General features: G+C 66.2%; 18 protein-coding genes. 4 read left to right on the top strand and 14 right to left on the bottom strand.

What is annotated here, in order from left to right; translation table 11 throughout:
- Window positions 1-141 precede the first annotated feature (141 nt).
- The 4 genes from ACQY4S_RS05455 to ACQY4S_RS05440 all read right to left on the bottom strand — a co-directional run bounded on the left by ACQY4S_RS05455 (window position 142) and on the right by ACQY4S_RS05440 (window position 5,129).
- On the bottom strand, window positions 142-726 hold the full coding sequence (locus ACQY4S_RS05455; protein WP_428484175.1) for a glycine zipper family protein: 585 nt from the start codon (window positions 724-726) through the stop codon (window positions 142-144).
- 527 nt (window positions 727-1,253) lie between these two features.
- Window positions 1,254-2,339: a hypothetical protein gene (locus ACQY4S_RS05450; RefSeq protein WP_428484174.1), complete on the bottom strand. Its 1,086-nt coding sequence runs from the start codon at window positions 2,337-2,339 to the stop codon at window positions 1,254-1,256.
- A gap of 21 nt (window positions 2,340-2,360) precedes the next feature.
- Entirely contained in the window at window positions 2,361-3,581 is a 1,221-nt protein-coding gene (locus ACQY4S_RS05445; RefSeq protein WP_428484173.1) for an HAD-IIIA family hydrolase, read from the bottom strand.
- Between the two features lie 249 nt (window positions 3,582-3,830).
- Window positions 3,831-5,129: a hemolysin family protein gene (locus tag ACQY4S_RS05440; protein WP_428484172.1), complete on the bottom strand. Its 1,299-nt coding sequence runs from the start codon at window positions 5,127-5,129 to the stop codon at window positions 3,831-3,833.
- A 139-nt stretch (window positions 5,130-5,268) separates the two neighbouring features.
- On the opposite strand from ACQY4S_RS05440, the gene ACQY4S_RS05435 reads away from it, so the two are divergent.
- Together ACQY4S_RS05435 and ACQY4S_RS05430 are read left to right on the top strand one after the other, a co-directional pair.
- Window positions 5,269-5,727 (top strand): DUF3429 domain-containing protein, encoded by a 459-nt coding sequence (locus ACQY4S_RS05435; protein WP_428484171.1) that lies wholly within the window; start codon window positions 5,269-5,271, stop codon window positions 5,725-5,727.
- A gap of 76 nt (window positions 5,728-5,803) precedes the next feature.
- Window positions 5,804-6,202, top strand: coding sequence for a hypothetical protein (locus ACQY4S_RS05430; protein ID WP_428484170.1), 399 nt, complete (start codon window positions 5,804-5,806; stop codon window positions 6,200-6,202).
- A gap of 151 nt (window positions 6,203-6,353) precedes the next feature.
- Here ACQY4S_RS05430 and ACQY4S_RS05425 read toward each other — a convergent pair whose 3' ends face one another.
- From ACQY4S_RS05425 to ACQY4S_RS05400, 6 genes are all read right to left on the bottom strand, one after another.
- Window positions 6,354-7,823 carry an efflux transporter outer membrane subunit gene (locus ACQY4S_RS05425; protein WP_428484169.1) on the bottom strand — a complete coding sequence of 490 codons (1,470 nt, stop codon included), beginning with the start codon at window positions 7,821-7,823 and terminating at the stop codon, window positions 6,354-6,356.
- Window positions 7,824-7,826: 3 nt separating this feature from the next.
- The gene (locus ACQY4S_RS05420) at window positions 7,827-8,999 is read right to left on the bottom strand and encodes an HlyD family secretion protein (RefSeq protein WP_428484168.1); all 1,173 of its coding nucleotides are present in this window, start codon (window positions 8,997-8,999) and stop codon (window positions 7,827-7,829) included.
- A 7-nt stretch (window positions 9,000-9,006) separates the two neighbouring features.
- Complete coding sequence (locus tag ACQY4S_RS05415) at window positions 9,007-10,494, bottom strand: MFS transporter (RefSeq protein ID WP_428484167.1); 1,488 nt, start codon at window positions 10,492-10,494, stop codon at window positions 9,007-9,009.
- Window positions 10,495-10,752: 258 nt separating this feature from the next.
- On the bottom strand, window positions 10,753-10,887 hold the full coding sequence (locus tag ACQY4S_RS05410; RefSeq protein WP_428484166.1) for a hypothetical protein: 135 nt from the start codon (window positions 10,885-10,887) through the stop codon (window positions 10,753-10,755).
- Window positions 10,888-11,220: 333 nt separating this feature from the next.
- On the bottom strand, window positions 11,221-12,735 hold the full coding sequence (locus ACQY4S_RS05405) for a M81 family metallopeptidase (RefSeq protein WP_428484165.1): 1,515 nt from the start codon (window positions 12,733-12,735) through the stop codon (window positions 11,221-11,223).
- 3 nt (window positions 12,736-12,738) lie between these two features.
- Complete coding sequence (locus ACQY4S_RS05400) at window positions 12,739-13,695, bottom strand: 2-hydroxyacid dehydrogenase (protein ID WP_428484164.1); 957 nt, start codon at window positions 13,693-13,695, stop codon at window positions 12,739-12,741.
- A 52-nt stretch (window positions 13,696-13,747) separates the two neighbouring features.
- On the opposite strand from ACQY4S_RS05400, the gene ACQY4S_RS05395 reads away from it, so the two are divergent.
- Window positions 13,748-14,167 carry a hypothetical protein gene (locus tag ACQY4S_RS05395; RefSeq protein WP_428484163.1) on the top strand — a complete coding sequence of 140 codons (420 nt, stop codon included), beginning with the start codon at window positions 13,748-13,750 and terminating at the stop codon, window positions 14,165-14,167.
- 175 nt (window positions 14,168-14,342) lie between these two features.
- Window positions 14,343-15,413, top strand: a complete 1,071-nt coding sequence (locus ACQY4S_RS05390; RefSeq protein WP_428484162.1) for a hemerythrin domain-containing protein — start codon at window positions 14,343-14,345, stop codon at window positions 15,411-15,413.
- Between the two features lie 303 nt (window positions 15,414-15,716).
- Here the strand turns inward: ACQY4S_RS05390 and ACQY4S_RS05385 are convergent, their stop codons facing one another.
- Genes ACQY4S_RS05385 through ACQY4S_RS05370 form a run of 4 tightly spaced genes read right to left on the bottom strand, consistent with a single transcriptional unit; the run spans window position 15,717 to window position 18,920 of the window.
- A complete protein-coding gene (locus ACQY4S_RS05385; protein WP_428484161.1) occupies window positions 15,717-15,893 on the bottom strand; it encodes a hypothetical protein in 177 nt (58 codons plus the stop codon).
- A 12-nt stretch (window positions 15,894-15,905) separates the two neighbouring features.
- Entirely contained in the window at window positions 15,906-17,318 is a 1,413-nt protein-coding gene (locus ACQY4S_RS05380) for an amidase (protein WP_428484160.1), read from the bottom strand.
- Between the two features lie 10 nt (window positions 17,319-17,328).
- The gene (locus tag ACQY4S_RS05375; RefSeq protein ID WP_428484159.1) at window positions 17,329-18,732 is read right to left on the bottom strand and encodes an amidase; all 1,404 of its coding nucleotides are present in this window, start codon (window positions 18,730-18,732) and stop codon (window positions 17,329-17,331) included.
- Entirely contained in the window at window positions 18,732-18,920 is a 189-nt protein-coding gene (locus ACQY4S_RS05370) for a hypothetical protein (RefSeq protein ID WP_428484158.1), read from the bottom strand. The genes ACQY4S_RS05375 and ACQY4S_RS05370 overlap by 1 nt, the downstream gene beginning before the upstream one ends.
- Window positions 18,921-18,929: the final 9 nt, after the last annotated feature.

Genomic DNA, 18,929 nt, shown 5'->3' with positions numbered 1-18,929 from the left:
TACACCCAAGTGCCAGCGGGAGAGCCGGTTTCTGGGTCAAATCAACCAATGCGCCGCCCGGATGGACACCGTACCTTCGACCAGTTCATCGCACGCGGCCACATTCATCCGGGCATCAATACAAACGCCGGGGCTTTGTCCTCAGCCCGGCGGCGGATAGCCCGGCTGCCGTGGATAGCCCGGCTGCGGCGAATAGCCCGGCGGTGGGTATCCCGCCGATGGATAGACCGGCTGCCGCGCATAGCCCGGCGGCGGGTTTCCCGTTGACGGGTAGCTCGGCGCGTAACCCGGCGGCGGCGGGGGCTGAAATCCTGGCACCTGGTTGCCGCGGGCATACATGCACTGGGAATAACCCAGGTCATAGCGCTGCTGCAGGCTGTACTGGGAACGAGCCGACGGTCCGGCACCCACCGCGGTGCCCCCCAGCGCGCCGGCGCCGGCGCCGATCGCCGCACCCCGGCCGCCGCCGACGGCCGCCCCCAGGCCGGCACCCAGCAACGTGCCGACGATCGCGGTGCCAACCTGCGCATTGTTGGCACGCTGCGCACCGCCGCCAACCTGGCCCTCCGCGAACTGCTTGCATGTGGCCTGGTCGCCCTGAAATACCTCGAACGGTTTCCCCGGCGCGGGCATGACCGCCACGGTCGGCCCCAGCGGCTGCGACGCACACGCATCGAGCAGCAGCAGCGGGGCCAGCATGACGACAGGTAGTCTCAGCGATCGCATCAAGCGCACTGTCCTTATCTGGTGGGTTGAGCAGCCAGAACCCGCCATTGGGTCCGGCAGGCCTCGACATAGGGGTAATAGCCGGCTGGGTTATCGCACCGATACCTAAATCCCGCGGGTGCAGGAACGGTTGGCGGACTGCCTACCGGGGACATCATGACAGGCGGGTAAAGCCGGCTTCGTGGATGTTCGTGGCGCCATGGCTCGTCATGCTGAAAAGCGCGCGGTCCTGGCATTCGCGGATCGTCATGATCCGTCCACGCCGAAGCGGGGCGAACCATCGTGGGCGCGGCGGATAACATCAGAACGCCAACGCAGAACCGAAACCAGCGCATGAGAGACCCGAATGTCGTTGCCCAGGCGGGATCGCCGTCAAGCCGTTAAAGCGCGATTGGTTCAGGTTGATCCAGGGGTCGCGCTTTAACGCATTGTTTGATCGCGTGATCCATGCCGTCTGACTGGTCAGCCTCAGGCGATCACGCGCCAAGGATCGCTTGATGCGGCGTGCGAAGTTCACGGCGGTGCTGTCAGATGGACCAGGATTCGGCACCCTGACCCGTCAGGTGCACGCCGCTCGCGCTGCCGCCGGCCGCATTCAGCGCCCGCACCACCGCGATGCGCCGGTTTGGCGGCACGATGAACATCATGAATCCGCCGCCGCCCGCGCCGGAGACCTTGCCGCCGATCGCCCCGTTGGCGAACGCAAGCTCGTACAGCTCCTCGATCCGCCCGGTGCTGATGCCGGCGGCGGTGCGCTTCTTCGCTTCCCACGACCGGTTCAGGATCGCCGCCATGCGCGTGATCTCGCCGCGCAGCAGTGCCTCCTTCATCTCGATGGCGTCGCGCTTGAGCCGGTGCAGACTGTCGATGTTGGTTCGGTCCGGCGTCGCATCCCGGCCTTGCGGCATCGTCGGCGCATGGTCCGTGGACGGCACCATCCGGCGTTGCTGTTCGACGATGATCGCCTCCGACCGCCGGGATACGCCGGTGAAGCAGACGACCATGGAGGTCTCCAGCTCCTTCAATGCCGCTGGCGCCACGCGCAACGGGTTGACGATGACGCGATCCGCGGCGTGGAACTCGATGAAGTTGGTGCCGCCGAAGGTCGCGGCGTACTGGTCCTGCTTGCCGCCGGCCAGGCAAAGGTCGATCCGCTCGATCTCGAACGCCGTGTGCGCCACGTCGTACGGCCCCAGCGGCGCGGACAGCCGCGCGGCGAACGCTTCCACCAAAGCCACCACCAGCGCCGAGGACGATCCCAGACCGGATCCCGGCGGCGCATCGACATACGACGTCACCCGCATCGGCGTGACCCGGCCACCGCCAAACTGGGTGATCATCCGGCGCACCACCCCGGCATGCAGCGGCAGACGAGCCTGCCCCAACGCCGCAAGGTCGGCCGGAAAGGTTTCTTCCAGCTCCATGTCAGGGGCGACGAAATGCAGCAGGCCATCATCGGATGGTTCGATAAAAGCATAGGCGTAGCGATCGATCGTGGTGTTCAGCACCGCACCGCCGAACTCATCGCAATACGGGCTGAGGTCGGTGCCGCCGCCGGCCAGGCCGAGGCGGAGCGGGACCCGGGCACGAATGGTCTGTGGACGAGCCGACAAGGACAACTCCTGATCACGCAGTCAGGCGTGCTTATCCAGGATGGGCCGCAGGAAAGAAAGCAAATTACCACCGCGAAACAAGTAGCCCGCGACACCGGCCGCGGCGGCGGCCTGCATGTCGGTTGCCTGGTCGCCGATCATCACCGCGCGCGACGCCTCGACCTGCCAGGCGCGCAGCAGGTCCAGCAGCATCCCCGGCATCGGTTTGCGCCAGTCGTGCGCCTGCCGATATGACTGAAGTTTCGCCTCCGGGTGGAACGGGCAATAGCGCCAGTCGTCAATGGTGCCGCCGCGCAGGCGGGCCTGGTCGCCGATCCACTCCAGCAGCGTGCGCACCGCCGCCTCGTCATACAGGCCGCGGGCCACGCCGGATTGGTTGGTGACGATGAAGACGTGCCAGCCGGCGCTGGTGGCGGCGCGGACGGCGTCCAGCGCGCCGTCCACCCAGGTGAACCGGTTGCGTGAGCCGACATGGCCGTGGTCGATGTTCAGCACCCCGTCGCGGTCGAGAAACAGCGCCTTGCGGTGCAGCAGGATGGGGATCTCGGTCTGCGCCTGGGCGAAATCGTCCGGCACGCCGATGTCGCGGAAGTAGCCTTCCGCCAAGGTTCCCCGCAGCGCGCCCCGCGCCGCCAGGCCGGGCATCACATCCGCTTCCAGGGAACAGGCCGGGGCCAGGCTGTCGATCAGCGCTCGACCAAACAGATAGACACCGCCGTTGATCACGCCATTCGTTCCGGGTGGCGGACGCGCGCGGAACGCCGTTACACGATTCGCTTCCAGCGCCACGACACCATAGCGGGAGGCATCCTCCAGTCGGCGCAGCACCATGCGGCCGACGACATCCGGCCCGTCGGCCGCCGCATCCGCCAACAGACGTGCGATGTTGCAGTCGAACAGCGAATCACCGTTGCACAGCAGAAAGCGCTCATCCAGCCGATCGCGGGCGTGGAACACGGCGCCGCCCGTGCCAGCGCGGATCGGCTCCTCCGACAGCGTGATCCGCGCCGCACGTGGCAACGACGCCTGGATATCCGCCGCGGCTCGCTCCACCGCATTCGACAGATGCCCGGTCAGCAGCAGGAAATCAGTAACGCCATAGCGCACGAACTCACGCAGCAGCCAAGCCAGGAAAGGCCGGTCACCACACGGCAGCAGCGGCTTGGGCGTCGCAGCGGTCAGCGCCCCCAGCCTCGTGCCCAGCCCCCCCACCAGCACGGCGCACTGCGTCAGTTGGGCCACTGGCGGGGGCTTTAGGGCGTGTAAATGGAAGCAGGCAAGGCGGGGGCTCCGCCCCTCGACCCCGCCAAGGGCTGACGCCCTTGGAACCCACTTATTAGGGTGTGGGGTGAGAGGGGGCGACCGAGGCGGTTGCAACCACTGCGTCGCCCCCCCTCACCCCACACCCTAAAATCAACGGGATCAAAGGGGGCCAGCCCCCTTTGCGGGTCCAGGGCGGAGCCCTGGCCTTGCTGCCTTCCACTCACGTCCCTAAACCTCCGCCGCCGGCTCCCGGCCAGCGAGGACCTTGTCGACGCGGCGGCCGTCCATTTCAAGTACTTCGAAGCGCCAGCCGCCGAAAATGATACGGTCGCCGATGCGGGGCACGCGGCGCAGCAGGGCCAGCAGCAGGCCAGCCAGGGTGTGGTAGCTGCCTTCCGCCGGCAGGTCGGGCAGTGACAGCCGCGCCTTCAGCTCATCGACCGGGGTCATGCCGTCCAGGGTCATGGAGGTTTCTCCTTCCGGCCCTGGCACGCCGTCCTGGTGGTCCGGCCCGGAGGGGTCGCCGACGATTGCCTCCAGCACGTCGGCGGCGGTCACCACGCCTTCGAAGCTGCCGTATTCGTCCATCACCAGGGCAAGGCCGAGCGGATCGGACTTGAGGCGTTCCAGGGCGTCGAGGGCGGTGACGGTGTCGGGCACGATCATCGGCTGGCGCAGGCTGGCGCTGACCGACAATTCGCCGCCGCTCAGGATGCGGTCTAGCAGGTCCTTCGCCTGGACCACGCCGACGACGTTGTCGATCGACCTGTCGCAGACCACGAAGCGGGAGTGCGGCGCGGCCTTCAATGCCGCGGCGATCGACTTGGCGGGATGCGTGCGGTCGATCCAGGCGAGTTCGGTGCGCGGCGTCATGATGGCGCGCACCGGCTTGTCCGCCAGGCGCAGGACGCGCTCGATCATGTCGCGTTCCTCGATCTCCAGCACGCCGGTCCGGGCGCCCTCGACCAGCAGCGCCTTGAGTTCTTCCTCGGTGACCGAGCGCGGGCTGGCGCGGTGCAGGCCGAACAGCCGCAGCACCACGGTGGAGGACTTGCCCAGCAGCCAGACGATGGGGCCGGCGATGCGCGACAGCCAGATGATCGGGTGGGCGACCCGGGCGGCCATGATCTCCGGCTGGCGCAGGGCGATCTGTTTCGGCACCAGTTCCCCCAGCACCAGGGTCAGGAACGTGGTGACGACGACGACGAGGACCAACGCGAGGCTGTCGGCATAGCCGGCGAGGGCGGGAAAGCCCGCCAGCCAGGCCTGCAGGTGCGCGGCGATGCGGGCGCCGCCGAAGACACCGGTCAGCACGCTGACCAGGGTGATGCCGACCTGCACGGTCGGCAGGAAGCGCTGCGGTTCGTCCGACAGGCTGCGCGCGGCGGCGGCGCCGGCGACACCCTTGCGCTCGAGCACCGCAAGGCGTGCCCTGCGGGCGGAAATCAACGCCAATTCACTGAGGGAGAACAGCCCGTTCAGCAGGATCAGCAGCAGGATGATGACGACTTCGAGGCCGATAGCCATGGGTTTCCGGATCGGATGAAGGCAGGCACTGGAGCAACGAAGAGATGAACGAAGGGGGGATCAACAGGGGTCTCAAACTACTATCATATTCCCGCGGCCGGCATGAGTGGTCATCGCTGGACCCGACCCAGGAGCCTGCATGCCGACGATGATCATTCCGCTTAGTCTGCTTGGCCTGGTGCCCTTCGTGATCTTTGGCCTGGCCGCCGTGGGGCATGTTCCGCAGACCGCGGAGAGGGGCTTGGTCGCGCTGATCGATTATGCGGCGCTTGTGCTGGCCTTCTCCGGCGGGGTGCACTGGGGCCTGGCGCTGCTGCCCGGCGTGGTGCGGCCCGCGACACGGATCGTGGCGGGGGTCCTGCCGATGATCGTGGCATGGGTCGGGGTGATCCTGGCGCAGATGGTGGCGCCGACGGTTGCCCTGGCGGTGCTGATCCTGGGCTATCTCGCCACGGTTTTGACCGAGCATCGGGCGGCGCAGCGCTTCCTGGTGCCGTCGCGCTACGTGTGGATGCGCTGGGGTTTCAGCGCCGCCGCCGTGCTGGTGATGGCGATCGTATTGATCCTGTTAGGTCTGGGACAGACCCTTGTATTGTAACGTAGATTTTTCTCGCATTTCAGGATGATTCATGATTTGTTAATGACTGCTTGACAACTGACCGGAGCGTGCTGCGATGACCTCGATACCGACAGGCCTGCCCATGCAACAGCCGGTGATACACAGCGCCGAGATCATTGCTTTTCCATTGCGCCGGGCGGTGCAGTCCGTGGCATCTCCGGTGCAACCCGAGGACCTCCCGGCCCAGGCGTTCCGGCAAGTATTGCCGGCGCAGGAACGGCTGGCCCGTGCGCTGGACGCGCTCAATAACGCCATGGCGGAACAACGCGCCGCAATGACGGCCTGGCGCAGCGCGCTGGCGGAGCTGAAGACGTCCACCAGCGGCCTGGGCCAGAGCCTGGAGCGTTACCGCACGAACCTGGGCGCGCTGAGCCAGGGCGTGGCGTCGCTGCGGAGCCAGACGAAGGCGCTACAAAACTGGGCTGAAACCGCGGCGCCGGCCAGGAAAGCCTGAAGCGTGACCGCCTGAAGCTGACCGGTCAGAAGGCGTGAATCACCCGATCAAACACAGAATTAAGCCATGATCGCGCACCAACAAGGATGCAACCTCAAACGATCATGGTGCAAGACTCGGTTCATGCCTGGTAGGCAGGCCATCAGACATCTCATTCTGGATCCTTCGCCGGGATGCCAGCGTCGGCAGTCTCCCATCCGCCTCCCAGCGCGCGATACAGGGTTACAAGGTCCGTCGTGATCTGCGTATTGCTGTCCGCCAGATCGTTTTGTGATTGCAGCAGTTGCGCCTGCGCCGAGTTGACGTTCAGGAAGTCGATCACCCCCTCGATGTAGCGCTGCCTCGCGGCCCGTAATGCGATCTCGTTCTGCTTGACGGATTCGACTATATCGGTCTGCCAGCGCTGTGCCTCGGCATAGGCGGTCAGCGCATTGTCAACCTCTTGCCACGCCTGCAGCACCGTGTTCTGGAACTGGATCGCGGCCTCCCGCTGCTGCGATTTGCGCAGGCGCAACTGGCCGGTCAGCCGGCCGCCCTGGAAAATCGGGATGGAAATGGTCGGTCCGACCGACACCGCTCCGTCTTCAAAGCTGAAGGCGTTGGCGAGCTTGCGTCCGTCAAGATTGCCCATCCCGGTCAGCGAGACATCCGGATAGAAATCGGCCACCGCCACGCCGGTCTGCGCGGTGGCCGCGTGCAGCCGGGCTTCCGCCTCCCGCACATCGGGCCGACGGCGCACCAGGGTGCCGGGCAAGCCGATCGGCACCAGCAACGGTACCTTGGGCGGCGCGGCGTGCGGCTGCAGCTCCGCCTCCAGCGCGCGCGGCGGTTCAGCCAGCAACAGGCCGATGGCGTTGATCAGCGCTGCCTGCTGCGTGCGCAAGGTCGGCAAGGTGCCGGCGATCGTTGCCTGCTGCGCCCGCGCCTGCGCCATGTCCAATGTGGTGGCGACGCCGTTGGCGAACTGATTGCTGACCAGCCGGCTGTTCTGTCCCGCCAGCCGCAGGTTGCGCTCCGCGATATCCAGGCGGGCCTGCGCGTCGCGCAGTTGCAGATAGTCCTGCGCCAGCTCGGCCAGCGACGACAGGGCGATGCCCCGCCGGTCCTCGATCGAAGCCAGCGTGTCGGCGTTCGCCGCCTCCACCCCGCGGCGCACCCGGCCGAACAGGTCCAGCTCCCAGGAGACGTTCAGGCCGTTCTGCCAGATGTTGTACGAGAACGGCGCGCCCGGCGCGGGCGTGATCAGTGAGAGAAAGCCGGCCGGGCTCTGCCGCTCCTGCATGTAGGATGATTGCTCGTTGATTTGCGGCAGGCCCTGGGAAGCTGCCACCTGCCGCTGCGCGCGTCCCTGCAGAACGCGTTCGGCGGCCGCTTTAAGGTTCAGGTTCTGCGCCACCAGCCGGTCCACCAGCGACGTCAGTTCGGCATCGTTGAAGCTTGCCCACCACTGCGGGTTCACCTCGGCGGCGATGGTGCGGCTGGGCACGTCGGTGCGCTCCGGCCCCCAGACGCCAGGCGCCGTCACCACCGGCGGATGGAAGTCCGGTCCCACGGTGCAGCCGGCGACAGCGGCTGCAAGCCAGATCGCGCGCACCGGCGGATGCGGAAATCGCACGCGCATGGCTCAGTGCGCGGTGACGCGGGCGGCCGCGTTGTCTTGCTCGCCCACGACGTTCTCAAGCCCGGTGTGGATGGTCGTCTCGACCGAGAAGCCGACTCGCAGCAGCCTGGCCAGCGGCTGGTTTGGCGAAATCAGGATCTTCACGGGCAGGCGCTGGACGATCTTGGTAAAGTTGCCGGTGGCGTTGTTGGGCGGAATCGGCGAGAAGGTCGCGCCGGTCGCCGGCGGCACGCTGTCCACCACGCCGTCAAGATCGATATCATAGGCATCGACGTGGATGGTGACGTGCTGGCCGCCGCGGACATGCCGCAGATCGACCTCCCGGTAGTTCGCCTCGATATAGACCAGGTCCAGCGGCACCACGGTCATCAAGGTCGCGCCCGGACTGACGTTGTTGCCGACATCAACGGTCTTTTCCCCGACCATGCCGTCCTGCGGCGCCAGGATGCGGGTGTAGGACAGATTGAGGTTGGCCTGATCGATGCGCGCCTGGTCCGCCTTGACCGTGCCTTCCTGGGCGGACTTCTGCGCCTTGAGCACATCCATCTGGCGGCGAGACGCATCCAGCGCCGCCTGTGCGCTTTGCAGCGACATCTGGTCCTGCCGCAATGTGGTGTCCGCCTGCTGGCGCTGCTGCGCCGTGCCGGCACCGGTCGCCGCCAGGTTGCCGTAACGGCGCTGGTCGGATTGGGCAAAACTCAGCCTGGCCTGAGCCGAGGCAACCTCCGCCTCCTGCTCGGTGATCAGTGACGGCTGGCGTGCCACGTTGGCCGCGGCGTTGTTGACCTGTGCCGTATCGCGCTCCAGCGCCGCCTTCGCGCTTTCAAGCGTCGTCTGATCGTCGCGCGGGTCGAGCGTCACCAGCACCTGGCCGGCCTTGACCACCTGATTATCAGCCACGTCCACGGACGCCACCTGGCCGGAGATGCGCGGCGAGATGGTCGCGTAATGCACCATCACGTAGGCGTCGTCTGTCCATACATCCGGTTGGGGCGCGAACACGATCCACAGCACGACGCCGACGAAGCCCGCGACCACCACGCCCGCCAGCACGAATGGCCACCACGGCAGCGGCTTCTGCTCGTCCTTCTTGTCATCCTTGCCCTTGTCCGATCCCTTCGGCTCGCTCCTGTGCTTGTTCTTGTCGGTCGGGGCGTCCATTTTCACGTCGGACATGGGGACCTCAATGATCAGCCAACTGGATGCGCGGCGGCAGGGTCCGCACCGGTAGCACCAGCAGCACGACCGTAAGTGCCGCGGCGATCGCCGCCATGACCAGATAGGCGTCGCTCAGCGTCAGGATCGTCACCTGCTGGCGCACCGCCTGGTTCAAGGCCGCCGGACCGCCAGGCACGGCCACGCGCCAGCGGTCCTGGCCCAACTGGTCGATGATGCGATCGGAATGCAAACCGCCGCGCCAGCGGGTGATCAGGTCCAGCAGCCAGATGCCCGTCGCCTCGGACAGCGCGCGCGGCGCGTTCACCAGGCCGGAGGCGAATGGTCCTTCCTGCGGAACGACGCTGTTCGTGGCCATCAGCAACAAAGGCATGACGACCATTGGCTGGCCGACCGCCTGGAGGATTTGCCACAGCAGGAACTGGGTAGTGTCCCAGTACACCGTCACGAAGGAGGAGCCGATGCACGAGGCAATGATCAGCATCAGGCCAATAAAACTGACCACGCGCGAGTCGACCCGGCGATAGTCCAGCAACAGCGCCATCGCCGGCAGCATCACAAGCTGGCTCGCCGCGATCACCAGCGTAATGATCTCCGACTGGAGCGGCAGGAAACCCTGCACCTGCGTCAGGAATTGCAGCGGCACCGTCGAGGCCGACTGCCCGATCAGCAGGAACAGGAACAAGGCGATGGCGCCGTAGCCAAAGTTCGGCCGTCCGAGCAACTGGAGCTTGAAGAGCGGCAACGGATGGAACCATTCATTGGCCAGCAGCAGCGGCACCGCCACGACGCTGGCCAACGCCAGGACGCAAATCAGCTTGGAATTAAACCAGTCCAGCCGGTCGCCCTGGAACAGCATCGTACTAAGCGCGCCGAAGCCGATGATCAGCAGCAGCAGGCCGCGCCAGTCCAGCATGCGGAACCGCTGGTAGTCCGCCTTGTCCTGCGGCAGGCCGTACCAGCTCAGCAGCGCGGCCAAGGTGCAGAACGGGATTGCCTGAAAGAACGCAAAGCGCCAGCCGACGATATTCGTCCACAAGGCGGCGAAGGGTGCGGCAATCGCCGGTGTGAATGTCGCGGTCAGCGCATACACGGCTAACCCGTATAGGCGGATGTCCGGGGTCAGCACGCGCAGCGCCGTCGCCATCAGCAGCGGGATCGTCAGGCCGCCTGACAAACCTTGCAGCACCCGCAGCACATAGATCCCGAAAATGTCGGGGCTGAAGGGGATCAACATGCTCGAGACACAGCACAGCGTCATCACGAACAGGATGAAGCGTCGCAGGGTGAAGGTCACCATCAGCCAAGGGCCCGTGGCCATGCCGATGATCTCGGCGGAAATATACAGGCTCTCCATCCAGGTGCCTGGATCAAAGCTGATATTCAGCCCGCCCCTGATCTCGGCAATTCCGATCGACGTCACCTGATCGTTAAGCTCGGTTCCCATGGCCGCGATCAGCACGCCGCCTAGCCCGAGTAACGGTTTGATCTCCATGAAGCTCTTCGCCCGCCGATCATTGAATAGTCAGTAAATGATAGCAATCGCCGAACGTCTTTTGCTCGGCATCAATGCTTCCATGGTATCAGGGTTCCGATAGCAGCGAAGCCACCCGTGGGTCCTGGAATGTCGGACAGCGCGGTTCGGCTTCCGTCGCGCTGCCTCCACGTCGGCATGCACGGCTTGCCTATGCTGGTCATGTTCGTGGCCAGCTCAAACAATGGCATGCGGCGGATGCGACGCGTGATAGTAGGCTCATATGGCGCTGATGTTGTGAAGCCGGCTCTGGTCGAACGCGGGAACGATTAGCTTGATGACTGCGTCGAGCAGCCCGCACTGGTCGCGGAAGCGGGCCACGCACTTCCAAAGCGTGTAGGGCGTGCTGGGCATGATCGGGTCCTGGTGACGAGGATCATCGCCTTAAAATGCAGACGAGCGTTTTCAAACCCGGTTTGGCATCACGATCGCTTGCATGGGACTATCGTCGCACTGATGACAAAAGCCCCCGTCAGGCCACAGTGATGCGCTACGACCGAGGCAAGGATGCGTTGTTCGCAACCGCTGCCCAGGTAAACTTTCAGATGCCGGACCTCGCGGCCATGCCGCCATCGCTGCGGGGGGAGGCAGCGATCGCGCACCTTCTAGGACGATGGGAAGGGTCCACAGCCAGAGCCGAGCTTCCCGTCTTGCCGCGGGTAGCCGGAACGCATGAAACAGCGCGGCCTATCCCACCCTGGGCCGCCGCCTGATCTCCGCCCGCACGTGCCGGAAGTTCAATACCGCCGGATCGGCCACCACTGGGCCGGGCGCGATCGCCACGATCACCTGCTGCGCGATCGGCCCGAAATCGGCGCGGAAATGCACCGACGACTTCAGGGCGATGATCGGGCACTTGGCCGGCTCGATCCCGACATGCCGCAGGATCGCCTGGTCCAGCGCCTGCATCTTGCGTGAGGCGATGATCACCCGCACGCCCTGGACATCCACCAGCGCGGTATCGCCGATGTTGCCGGGATTGCCCGCGCCCATCGGGCCGGTCAAGGTGAACACGCCGTCGGTCAGCCGCTCGACCCGCGCCGAACAGGCGAACGGCATCCCGTCCGACTTGCCGCCCAATGACAGGTCGATCGTCGCGCCGACACCGGCGGCATGACAGGCGGCGGCACTGTCCGCGTCATTGATCAGGCACACCACCGCGCCCTTCGCGCCCTGCCGCACCAGTTCGGCCAGCAGCTCCGTAGTGTCGCCATGACCGCCGCCGCCGGGATTGTCCTGCGTGTCCGCCAGCACCACCGGACGGTCCGCGCCGGCGGCGATCCGCTTCGCCTCGGCCACCGCTGCGGCCGATGGCAGCGTGTCCTGCACGAACAGCGCTTCCTGCGCGTTCACATGCGCCAGGAACGCATCCGCCGCGGCGTCCGCCTGAGCCTGCTGGTCGGCGAAGGCGGCGATGGCCACGCCGCATCCGTCGAAGTCCGCGTAGGGAAAGCCGAAGCAGAACGCCAGTTCCACCGCCCCCAGCCGGTGCGCCAGCGCGCCACGTTCGGCCATCACCGCCTGCATCGGCGGCATCAGGGTGCACTGGCTGCCAAGCGGGATCCAGAAATCCAGGGCGCGGAAGGCGCGCGCCCAGGGTTTTCCTCGTTCAATCCGATCCAGCAGCAACCGCATCGCCTGCGCGCCCGCCGCCTTCATGTCCACATGCGGATAGGTGCGGAACGGCACCGCCACGTCGGTCAGCTCCACCATCCGCCGGGTCAGGTTGGCATGTGGGTCCAGGCTGATGGTCAGCGGCATCGCCGCGCCGACGATGGCGCGGACCCGGCGCAGCAGCTCGCCCTCGGCATCCGGAAAACTCTCCACCAGCGCCGCGCCATGCAGGTCGAGATAGACCCCATCCAACGCGCCGTCGTCCAGCGCCACGGACAGCGGCGCGCAAATGCGGGCGGCGATCCGCTCGAACGCCTCGTCCTGCACCGGGCCGGCAGGGTTGGCGAACGCCCAGGCCAGCGGCACCAGGGACACGCCTGCTTTCTCCGCCACCGCGATGGCGCCGGCGAGCGGGATGGAGCGTGGCCGCATCGCGTCGATCAGATCCTCCCCGGCGGTGAACGGCGGCAGCCCGCCCGGCTGCAGGAAATCCACATAGGTCGTCGGCCGTGGCGCGAAGGAGTGGCTCTCGTGCAGGAAGCCGCCGACGGCGATACGCCGCGCCTTGACACTGGACTGTGGGGACATGGCTCAGGACACCAGATTGGCGGGCGACCGGCCGGCCAGGATGGCGGCGATGCCATCCAGCACCACGCGGCCCATCGCGTCGCGGGTTTCCGTCGTGGCGCTGCCCAGGTGCGGCAGCAGGACGACGTTCTGCAAGGTCAGGTAATCCGAATGCACGTTCGGCTCACTGTCGTAGACATCCAGGCCGGCGGCGGCGATGTGGCCGCTGCGCAGTGCAGCGATCAGCGCGGCATCGTCCACCAGCGTGCCGCGCGCCGCATTCACCACCACGGCGCCGCCCGGCAGCCTGGCGATCCGTGCGTGATCGAGCCAATGCCGCGTGCCATCGCCGCCCGGCGCATTTAGCGACAAGAATTCACACATCGGCAGGAAGCTGTCGTCGCTGTCATGGAACATCGCACCGCATTCCAGGTCCGGCGGCAGGCGTGCCATGTCGCGGTAGTGGATTTCCATGTCGAAGCCTCGCGCCATGCGTGCGATTTCCCGCCCGATGCGGCCCATGCCGAAGATGCCCAGGCGGCGGCCGGACACCTGCGTGCCGAGCAACTGCGTCGGCGCCCATCCCGCCCATTCGCCGGAGCGTACCAAACGCTCGCCCTCACCGGCTCGGCGGGCGGCGGACAGGATCAGCAGCATCGCGCACTCGGCCGTGGCGACGCTGAGCACATCGGGCGTGTTGCAAACCTTGATGCCGCGGGCGCGGGCGGCGGCGATATCGATGTGGTCGTGGCCGACGCTGAAGGTGCCAATGACTTTTACCCGGTCGGGCAGGGCGGTTATCGTTGCAGTGTCCATCCGGTCGCCCGGGCAGCACAGGATGGCGTCGGCCCCTTCGGCCCGTGCCAGCAGGTCCGCGATGGCCGTGTCCGATGCCGTCAGCCGAGCGTCGTAGTCTTGGGCGGCAAGCGCCTCGATCTCGACGGGAAGGCGGCGGGTTACCAGCAGGACAGGCTTCGGCATCTCGGTCTCCCTCGGGCGGACTGACGCAGATTCCGCCCGCCGGTCATCCAGGATGTTAGGATATATCGCGGTCACGCATCAGTCGACAACAGAGGCCGCCGCGCAGGCTGGTCGTCGCGACAGTCGATTGCGAACACGGGTCCGCTCGAGCGCCACCTGGATCATTCCGCCGAGATGCGATGACCGCGGCGGATGCTGGTTTGGCTGGTGGACCGAGGTGATCCAATTCGCCGCAACCTTGACATTCGCAAACCTGCCACATTCCATTTCAACGCGCGGCTACAGCGCACGCCAATCAAGCCCGCGCAACGTGCGCGACAGAGTCGCCGCAATCGTCATGTTCCCCAACCCATGCCGCTTCGTCTGTCAACTTTGGCAACAAGCTCATCAAGTTGCCGCACAGCAAATTACATATGAAACAAGGATTGCAACCATCGTGCTGGTCGAAGCGCCAGCCGAGGAATTCATTTGATTGACGAGGCTGCAAGTAGGCTTGAAATTTCCACTTGCACAGAATGCTGCACTGCACCATTTACCGCGTTGAAGTGGTCTTTTTCGGATGCGGTGCTGATACCGACCCGATAGAGGCATGTTCGCGCGTCCAACAACGATCATCTGCCACCTGACGACAGGCAAAGGAAAATACCATGAGTTTACGAACGTTGATGCAAGCCGGCCCTGCCAAGGCAAACGAGCTGTTCGCCAGGCTCTCCGACACCTCGGACGGGGCGGTGAAGACTCGTGAAAAGCTGTTTGCCGAGCTACGAGCCGAATTGGAACTCCATGCCGGTCTCGAGGAGCAGCATCTTTTTCCGGTCCTCCGGCGGAACCCCGAGACAAAGGAACTTGTCACCGACGCAATCAAGGACAACAAGGCGCTTCGCACGAAGCTGGCCGAACTCGATGCGCTGCCGAAGAACGACGAAACCTTCTCCGAGCGGCTGAAGGAGCTGCAAAGGGCGTTTCGCCAGCACGCCCGCGACGAAAAGCGGGAGCTTTTGCCGGCGGTGCAGCGGGCCCTGAGCGAGGAGCAGGTGCAGAGCGTCACCGACAAGATCGAGGCCGGCGTCGTCGAGGCCGAGCGGGCCCGGCATGATGAGGTCGAGGCACGCCGCACCAAGGCTCGGCAGGAACGCGAAGAGGCGGAACATCACGCCGAGCAGCAGGAAGCGGCAGAGCAGGCACGGCAGGCCGCGGCAGAGCATGCCCGTCAAGCCAAACAGGAAGCCGCCGCCAAGCGGGTGCAAGTCGAGACCGAGGCGCGCCTTCAGACGATTGCCAAGACAGTCGGGCAGACGGCCACGGCGGCCCAGACAGGTGTTCTTCGAACCGCCGAGAACGCCGCGATGGGCGCCCAGCGGGTTGGCACCGAGCTGCACGATGTTGCCAGCACCTACAGCAATTCGGTGCAATCGATGGCGCCGGACCTTCGGGCGGTTGCCGCCTTGCCTGGCGTTGCGGTCGGCGCCATGACAGAGATCCGCTCGGCGTGGATCGAGTGGATTGGCCAGACCGCACGCGCCAGCACGCAAATGTCTCAGGACCTCCTGGGCCAGGTTGCCGAGCAGCAACGGCGGTTCGCCGCCGCGACCGTGCATGGCTGGATGGAGCACAATGCTCGCGTGATGCAGGTCACCAGGAACCTGGCGCAGGCAGGCTTTAATCCTTTTATCAACCGGTCCACCAACGGCTCGACAAAGCGCGGGAACGATCAGTAGCGCGTAATGCCGGCATGCTAGCGTGATCGCCTGAGGCTGACCCAGTCAGAAGGCGTGAATCACGCGATCACACAATGAGTTAAAGCGCGGTTCAGCGATTCGTGGGTCAACCTAAGCCAGTCGCGCTTTAACATGTTGACCGGTCAGCCAGACGGCCTCAATCGTCGGGGCGGGCCTGCCTCGGCCTCGGTCGCAAGGGTCGACATGACGAGGTAGCGCCGCCGCGTTGGACGGCGTTGCTCGCGCAGTGGCAGCCCGGTTTGATCGTCGTACAGCGAATGCCTCGGCCACGTCCCGCGCGATCTACGCCGGCTGCAGCCGGAACGCGCTGAGCGGTTCCTCGGCATAGGACCGTGGCCCGCGTGTCAACGCGGCGGCGCGGTCCATATCCTTCACCAGGGCTTCCAGTTTCGCCATGTCCTCCGGCCTGGGACGCAGTCCGGTGGACTTCACCCGGGCCTCGAACGAAATCTCGGTCATCGCAGTCTCCTGTCAGTCGGCGGCGGCCGAAACGAGTGGGGTTGAGAATAGCGGTGGGCGGCGGGTCCGCAACGCGGTGGTTTGCTCGAACGCGTCGCCCGCCCGCAGCACGATGTGGTCCTGGAACGGCCTGCCGGCGATCTGTAACGATGTCGGCAGCCCGGAGGCGGCGAAGCCATTGCAGATCGACAATGCCGGGAAGCCGGTCATGTTGAACGGCCGGGTCAGTGACGGACCAACGGCGGAGTCATAGCCGCCCAGCACCGGCGCCACCATCTGCCGTGTCGGCATCATCAGCAGATCGACATCGGCCATGACCGAGGCGACCTCCCGCGTCAGCCGCGTGCGTTCGCGCTGCGCGTTGACGTAGTCCGCGGCCTGCACGAAGGCGCCAGCCATGATGCGCAGTCGTCCGCGTTCGCCATAGAGTTCCGGCGTCTTCTGCAGCCACTGCCGATGGATGGCATAGGCCTCGGCCGCGGTGATCAGGCTGTTAATGTCGGTGAACAGGCCAAGCGGAGACAGCGTTATATCGCTGATGGTGGCGCCCAGCGAGCGGAAGACATCCATCGCGTCGTTGAACGCCGCCAGCACCTCCGGCTCGCAGATCAGGTCATGCTCGAAGAAGTGGCGGGGAACGCCGATGCGCACACCGGCCAGGCCGCCGCCCAGGGCAGCGGCGAAGTCCGGCACCGGAACCGCCGCGCTGCCGGCGTCCAGCGGATCGTGGCGGGCCAGCACCTGCATCATCAGCGCGCAGTCCTCGGCGGTCCAGCACATCGGGCCGGCGTGGTCCAGCGAGAACGACAGCGGCAGCACGCCGCGCCGGCTGACATAGCCATAGGTCGGCTTGTGGCCGGCGATGCCGCACCACGACGCCGGCCCGCGGATCGATCCGCCGGTGTCGGTGCCCATCGCCGCCATCGCCAGGCCGCTCGCCACCGCCGCGCCGGAACCGGACGACGATCCGCCGGGGTCCTGCGCCGGGTTCCAGGGATTGCGCGCCGGTGGCCAGGGCAGGTCGAACGATGCGCCGCCGATGGCGAACTCCCAGGTGGACAGCTTCCCCAGGATTACCGCGCCGGCGTCACGCAGGCACTGGACGGTAAAGGCGTCGTCGGTCGGGACGTGGTCCTTGAACAAGGCTGAGTGGCCGGTCGTGCGGATGCCCACCGTGTTGTAGATGTCCTTCAGGCCGATCGGTATGCCGTGCAGCGCACCTTTCCATCCGCCGCCGGCGATCTCCTGTTCCGCCCGTTTCGCCGCCGCCAATGCCTGATCCGGCAGCGGCAGCAGATAGGCATTCAGTTGCGGGTCCAGGCTGGCGATCCGGTCGAGAAACGCCTGGGTCAGTTCCACCGGCGACAATTTGCGATCGCGCAGCAGCCGGCTGGCCTGCGCGATCGTCAGGAAGTGCAGGTCCATGGCCGCCCCGCTACGCCGCCAGGGTTATCGACATCGCCGGCCGCTTCGCGCGCCAGGTGGTGGCGGATTCATAGGCATGGCCGGCGCGGAAGACGGTCGCCTCCTGGAACGGCTTGCCGATGATCTGCATGCTGACCGGCAGGCCGCCCTCGCCGTAGCCGGTGCACAGCGACAGCGCCGGCTGGCCGGTCAGGTTGAACGGCATGGTGAAGTTGGGCTTTTCCAGCATCGCCCATTTCGGCACTTCATGGATCTTCGGCGCCTCGGCCGGGGCCGATGCGGTGATCAGGACATCCAGGTCCGCCATCGCCGCTCGCATCTCCAGGCACAGCATCCGCCGCCGTCGCACCGCCTGGACATAGTCGGACGCGCTGAGGATCGCGCCGAACGCAAGCCGGTCGCGCAGCAGTTCGCCATAGTCGTTAAAGCGGGATTTCAGCCAGGGTTCGTGGACCGCATAGGCCTCGGACGTCAGGATCAGCCAGCCGGGGGCGTTGTAGTCCATCATCGGCGACAGCGTGACGTCGCGGATTTCGGCACCCGACTTGCCGAAGAAATCCAGTGCGTCCGCGATGCCTTTCAACGTCGCCGGACTGGCCTTGTGGTCGGTCTCGTGGAAGTGGCGGATGACGCCGATGCGCAGGCCCTTGACTCCCTTGTCCAGGTCGGCGGTGAAATCGGCCACCGGACCAGCGGCGCTGGCCGGGTCGGCCGGGTCGTGGCCCGCCATGCCCTGCAGCAGCAGCGCGCAGTCCCGCACCGTCCAGGCCATCGGCCCGGTGTGATCCAGCGTGAACGACAGCGGCAGCACGCCGCGCCGGCTGGACAGGCCATAGGTCGGTTTGATGCCGGCGATGCCGCACAGCGCCGAGGGACCGCGGATCGATCCGCCGGTATCCGATCCGGTGCCGCCCATGATCATGCCGGCGGCCACCGCGGCACCGGTGCCGGAGGACGAGCCGGAGGTAAAGTGCTCCGGATTCCAGGGATTGCGGGCGGGCGGCCAGGGCAGGTCGAAGGACGGGCCGCCGATGGCAAATTCATGCGTGGCAAGCTTGCCCATCAGGACGGTGCCGGCTGCTGCCCACTTAGCGACCACGACCGAGTCCTCGGAGGGGACGTTGTCCTGCAGCAGCCTGGAATGCCCGGTCGTGCGAATGCCGGCGGTGTTGTAGATGTCCTTGTGGCCGATCGGGATGCCGTCCAGCGGCCCCTTCAGGTTGCCGGCCATCATGCGCGCTTCGGCCGCCGTGGCGTCGGCCATGGCGCGATCCTCGGTGGGCAGCAGGAAAGCGTGCAGGGTCGGGTCGAGTTTCTTGACGCGGTCGAGGCAGATGCGGGTCAGTTCGACTGGCGACAACTGCTTCGCCGCGATCAGCGCGCCGGCTTCGGCGATGGTCAGGAACTGCGCCATCACTTTACCTCCGCCGCGAACATCACGGCGGGTTCGGCCTCGCGCGGCATGGCGGGGGTGGCGCGGGCGATCATCGCCTGGAGCAGCGGGTAGACCTCGAACAGGGTCGCCTTCTGCGCTGCGGTCAAGGTCAGGCCGGCGCGGTCAAGCATGCCGCCAAAGACCTCCTGGGTGATGGGGGCTGTCATGGTTGCTGT

It is taken from the genome of Rhodopila sp. (assembly GCF_965276935.1).
Classification (GTDB): domain Bacteria; phylum Pseudomonadota; class Alphaproteobacteria; order Acetobacterales; family Acetobacteraceae; genus Rhodopila.
This window is presented reverse-complemented; position numbering and strand designations above follow the sequence as displayed.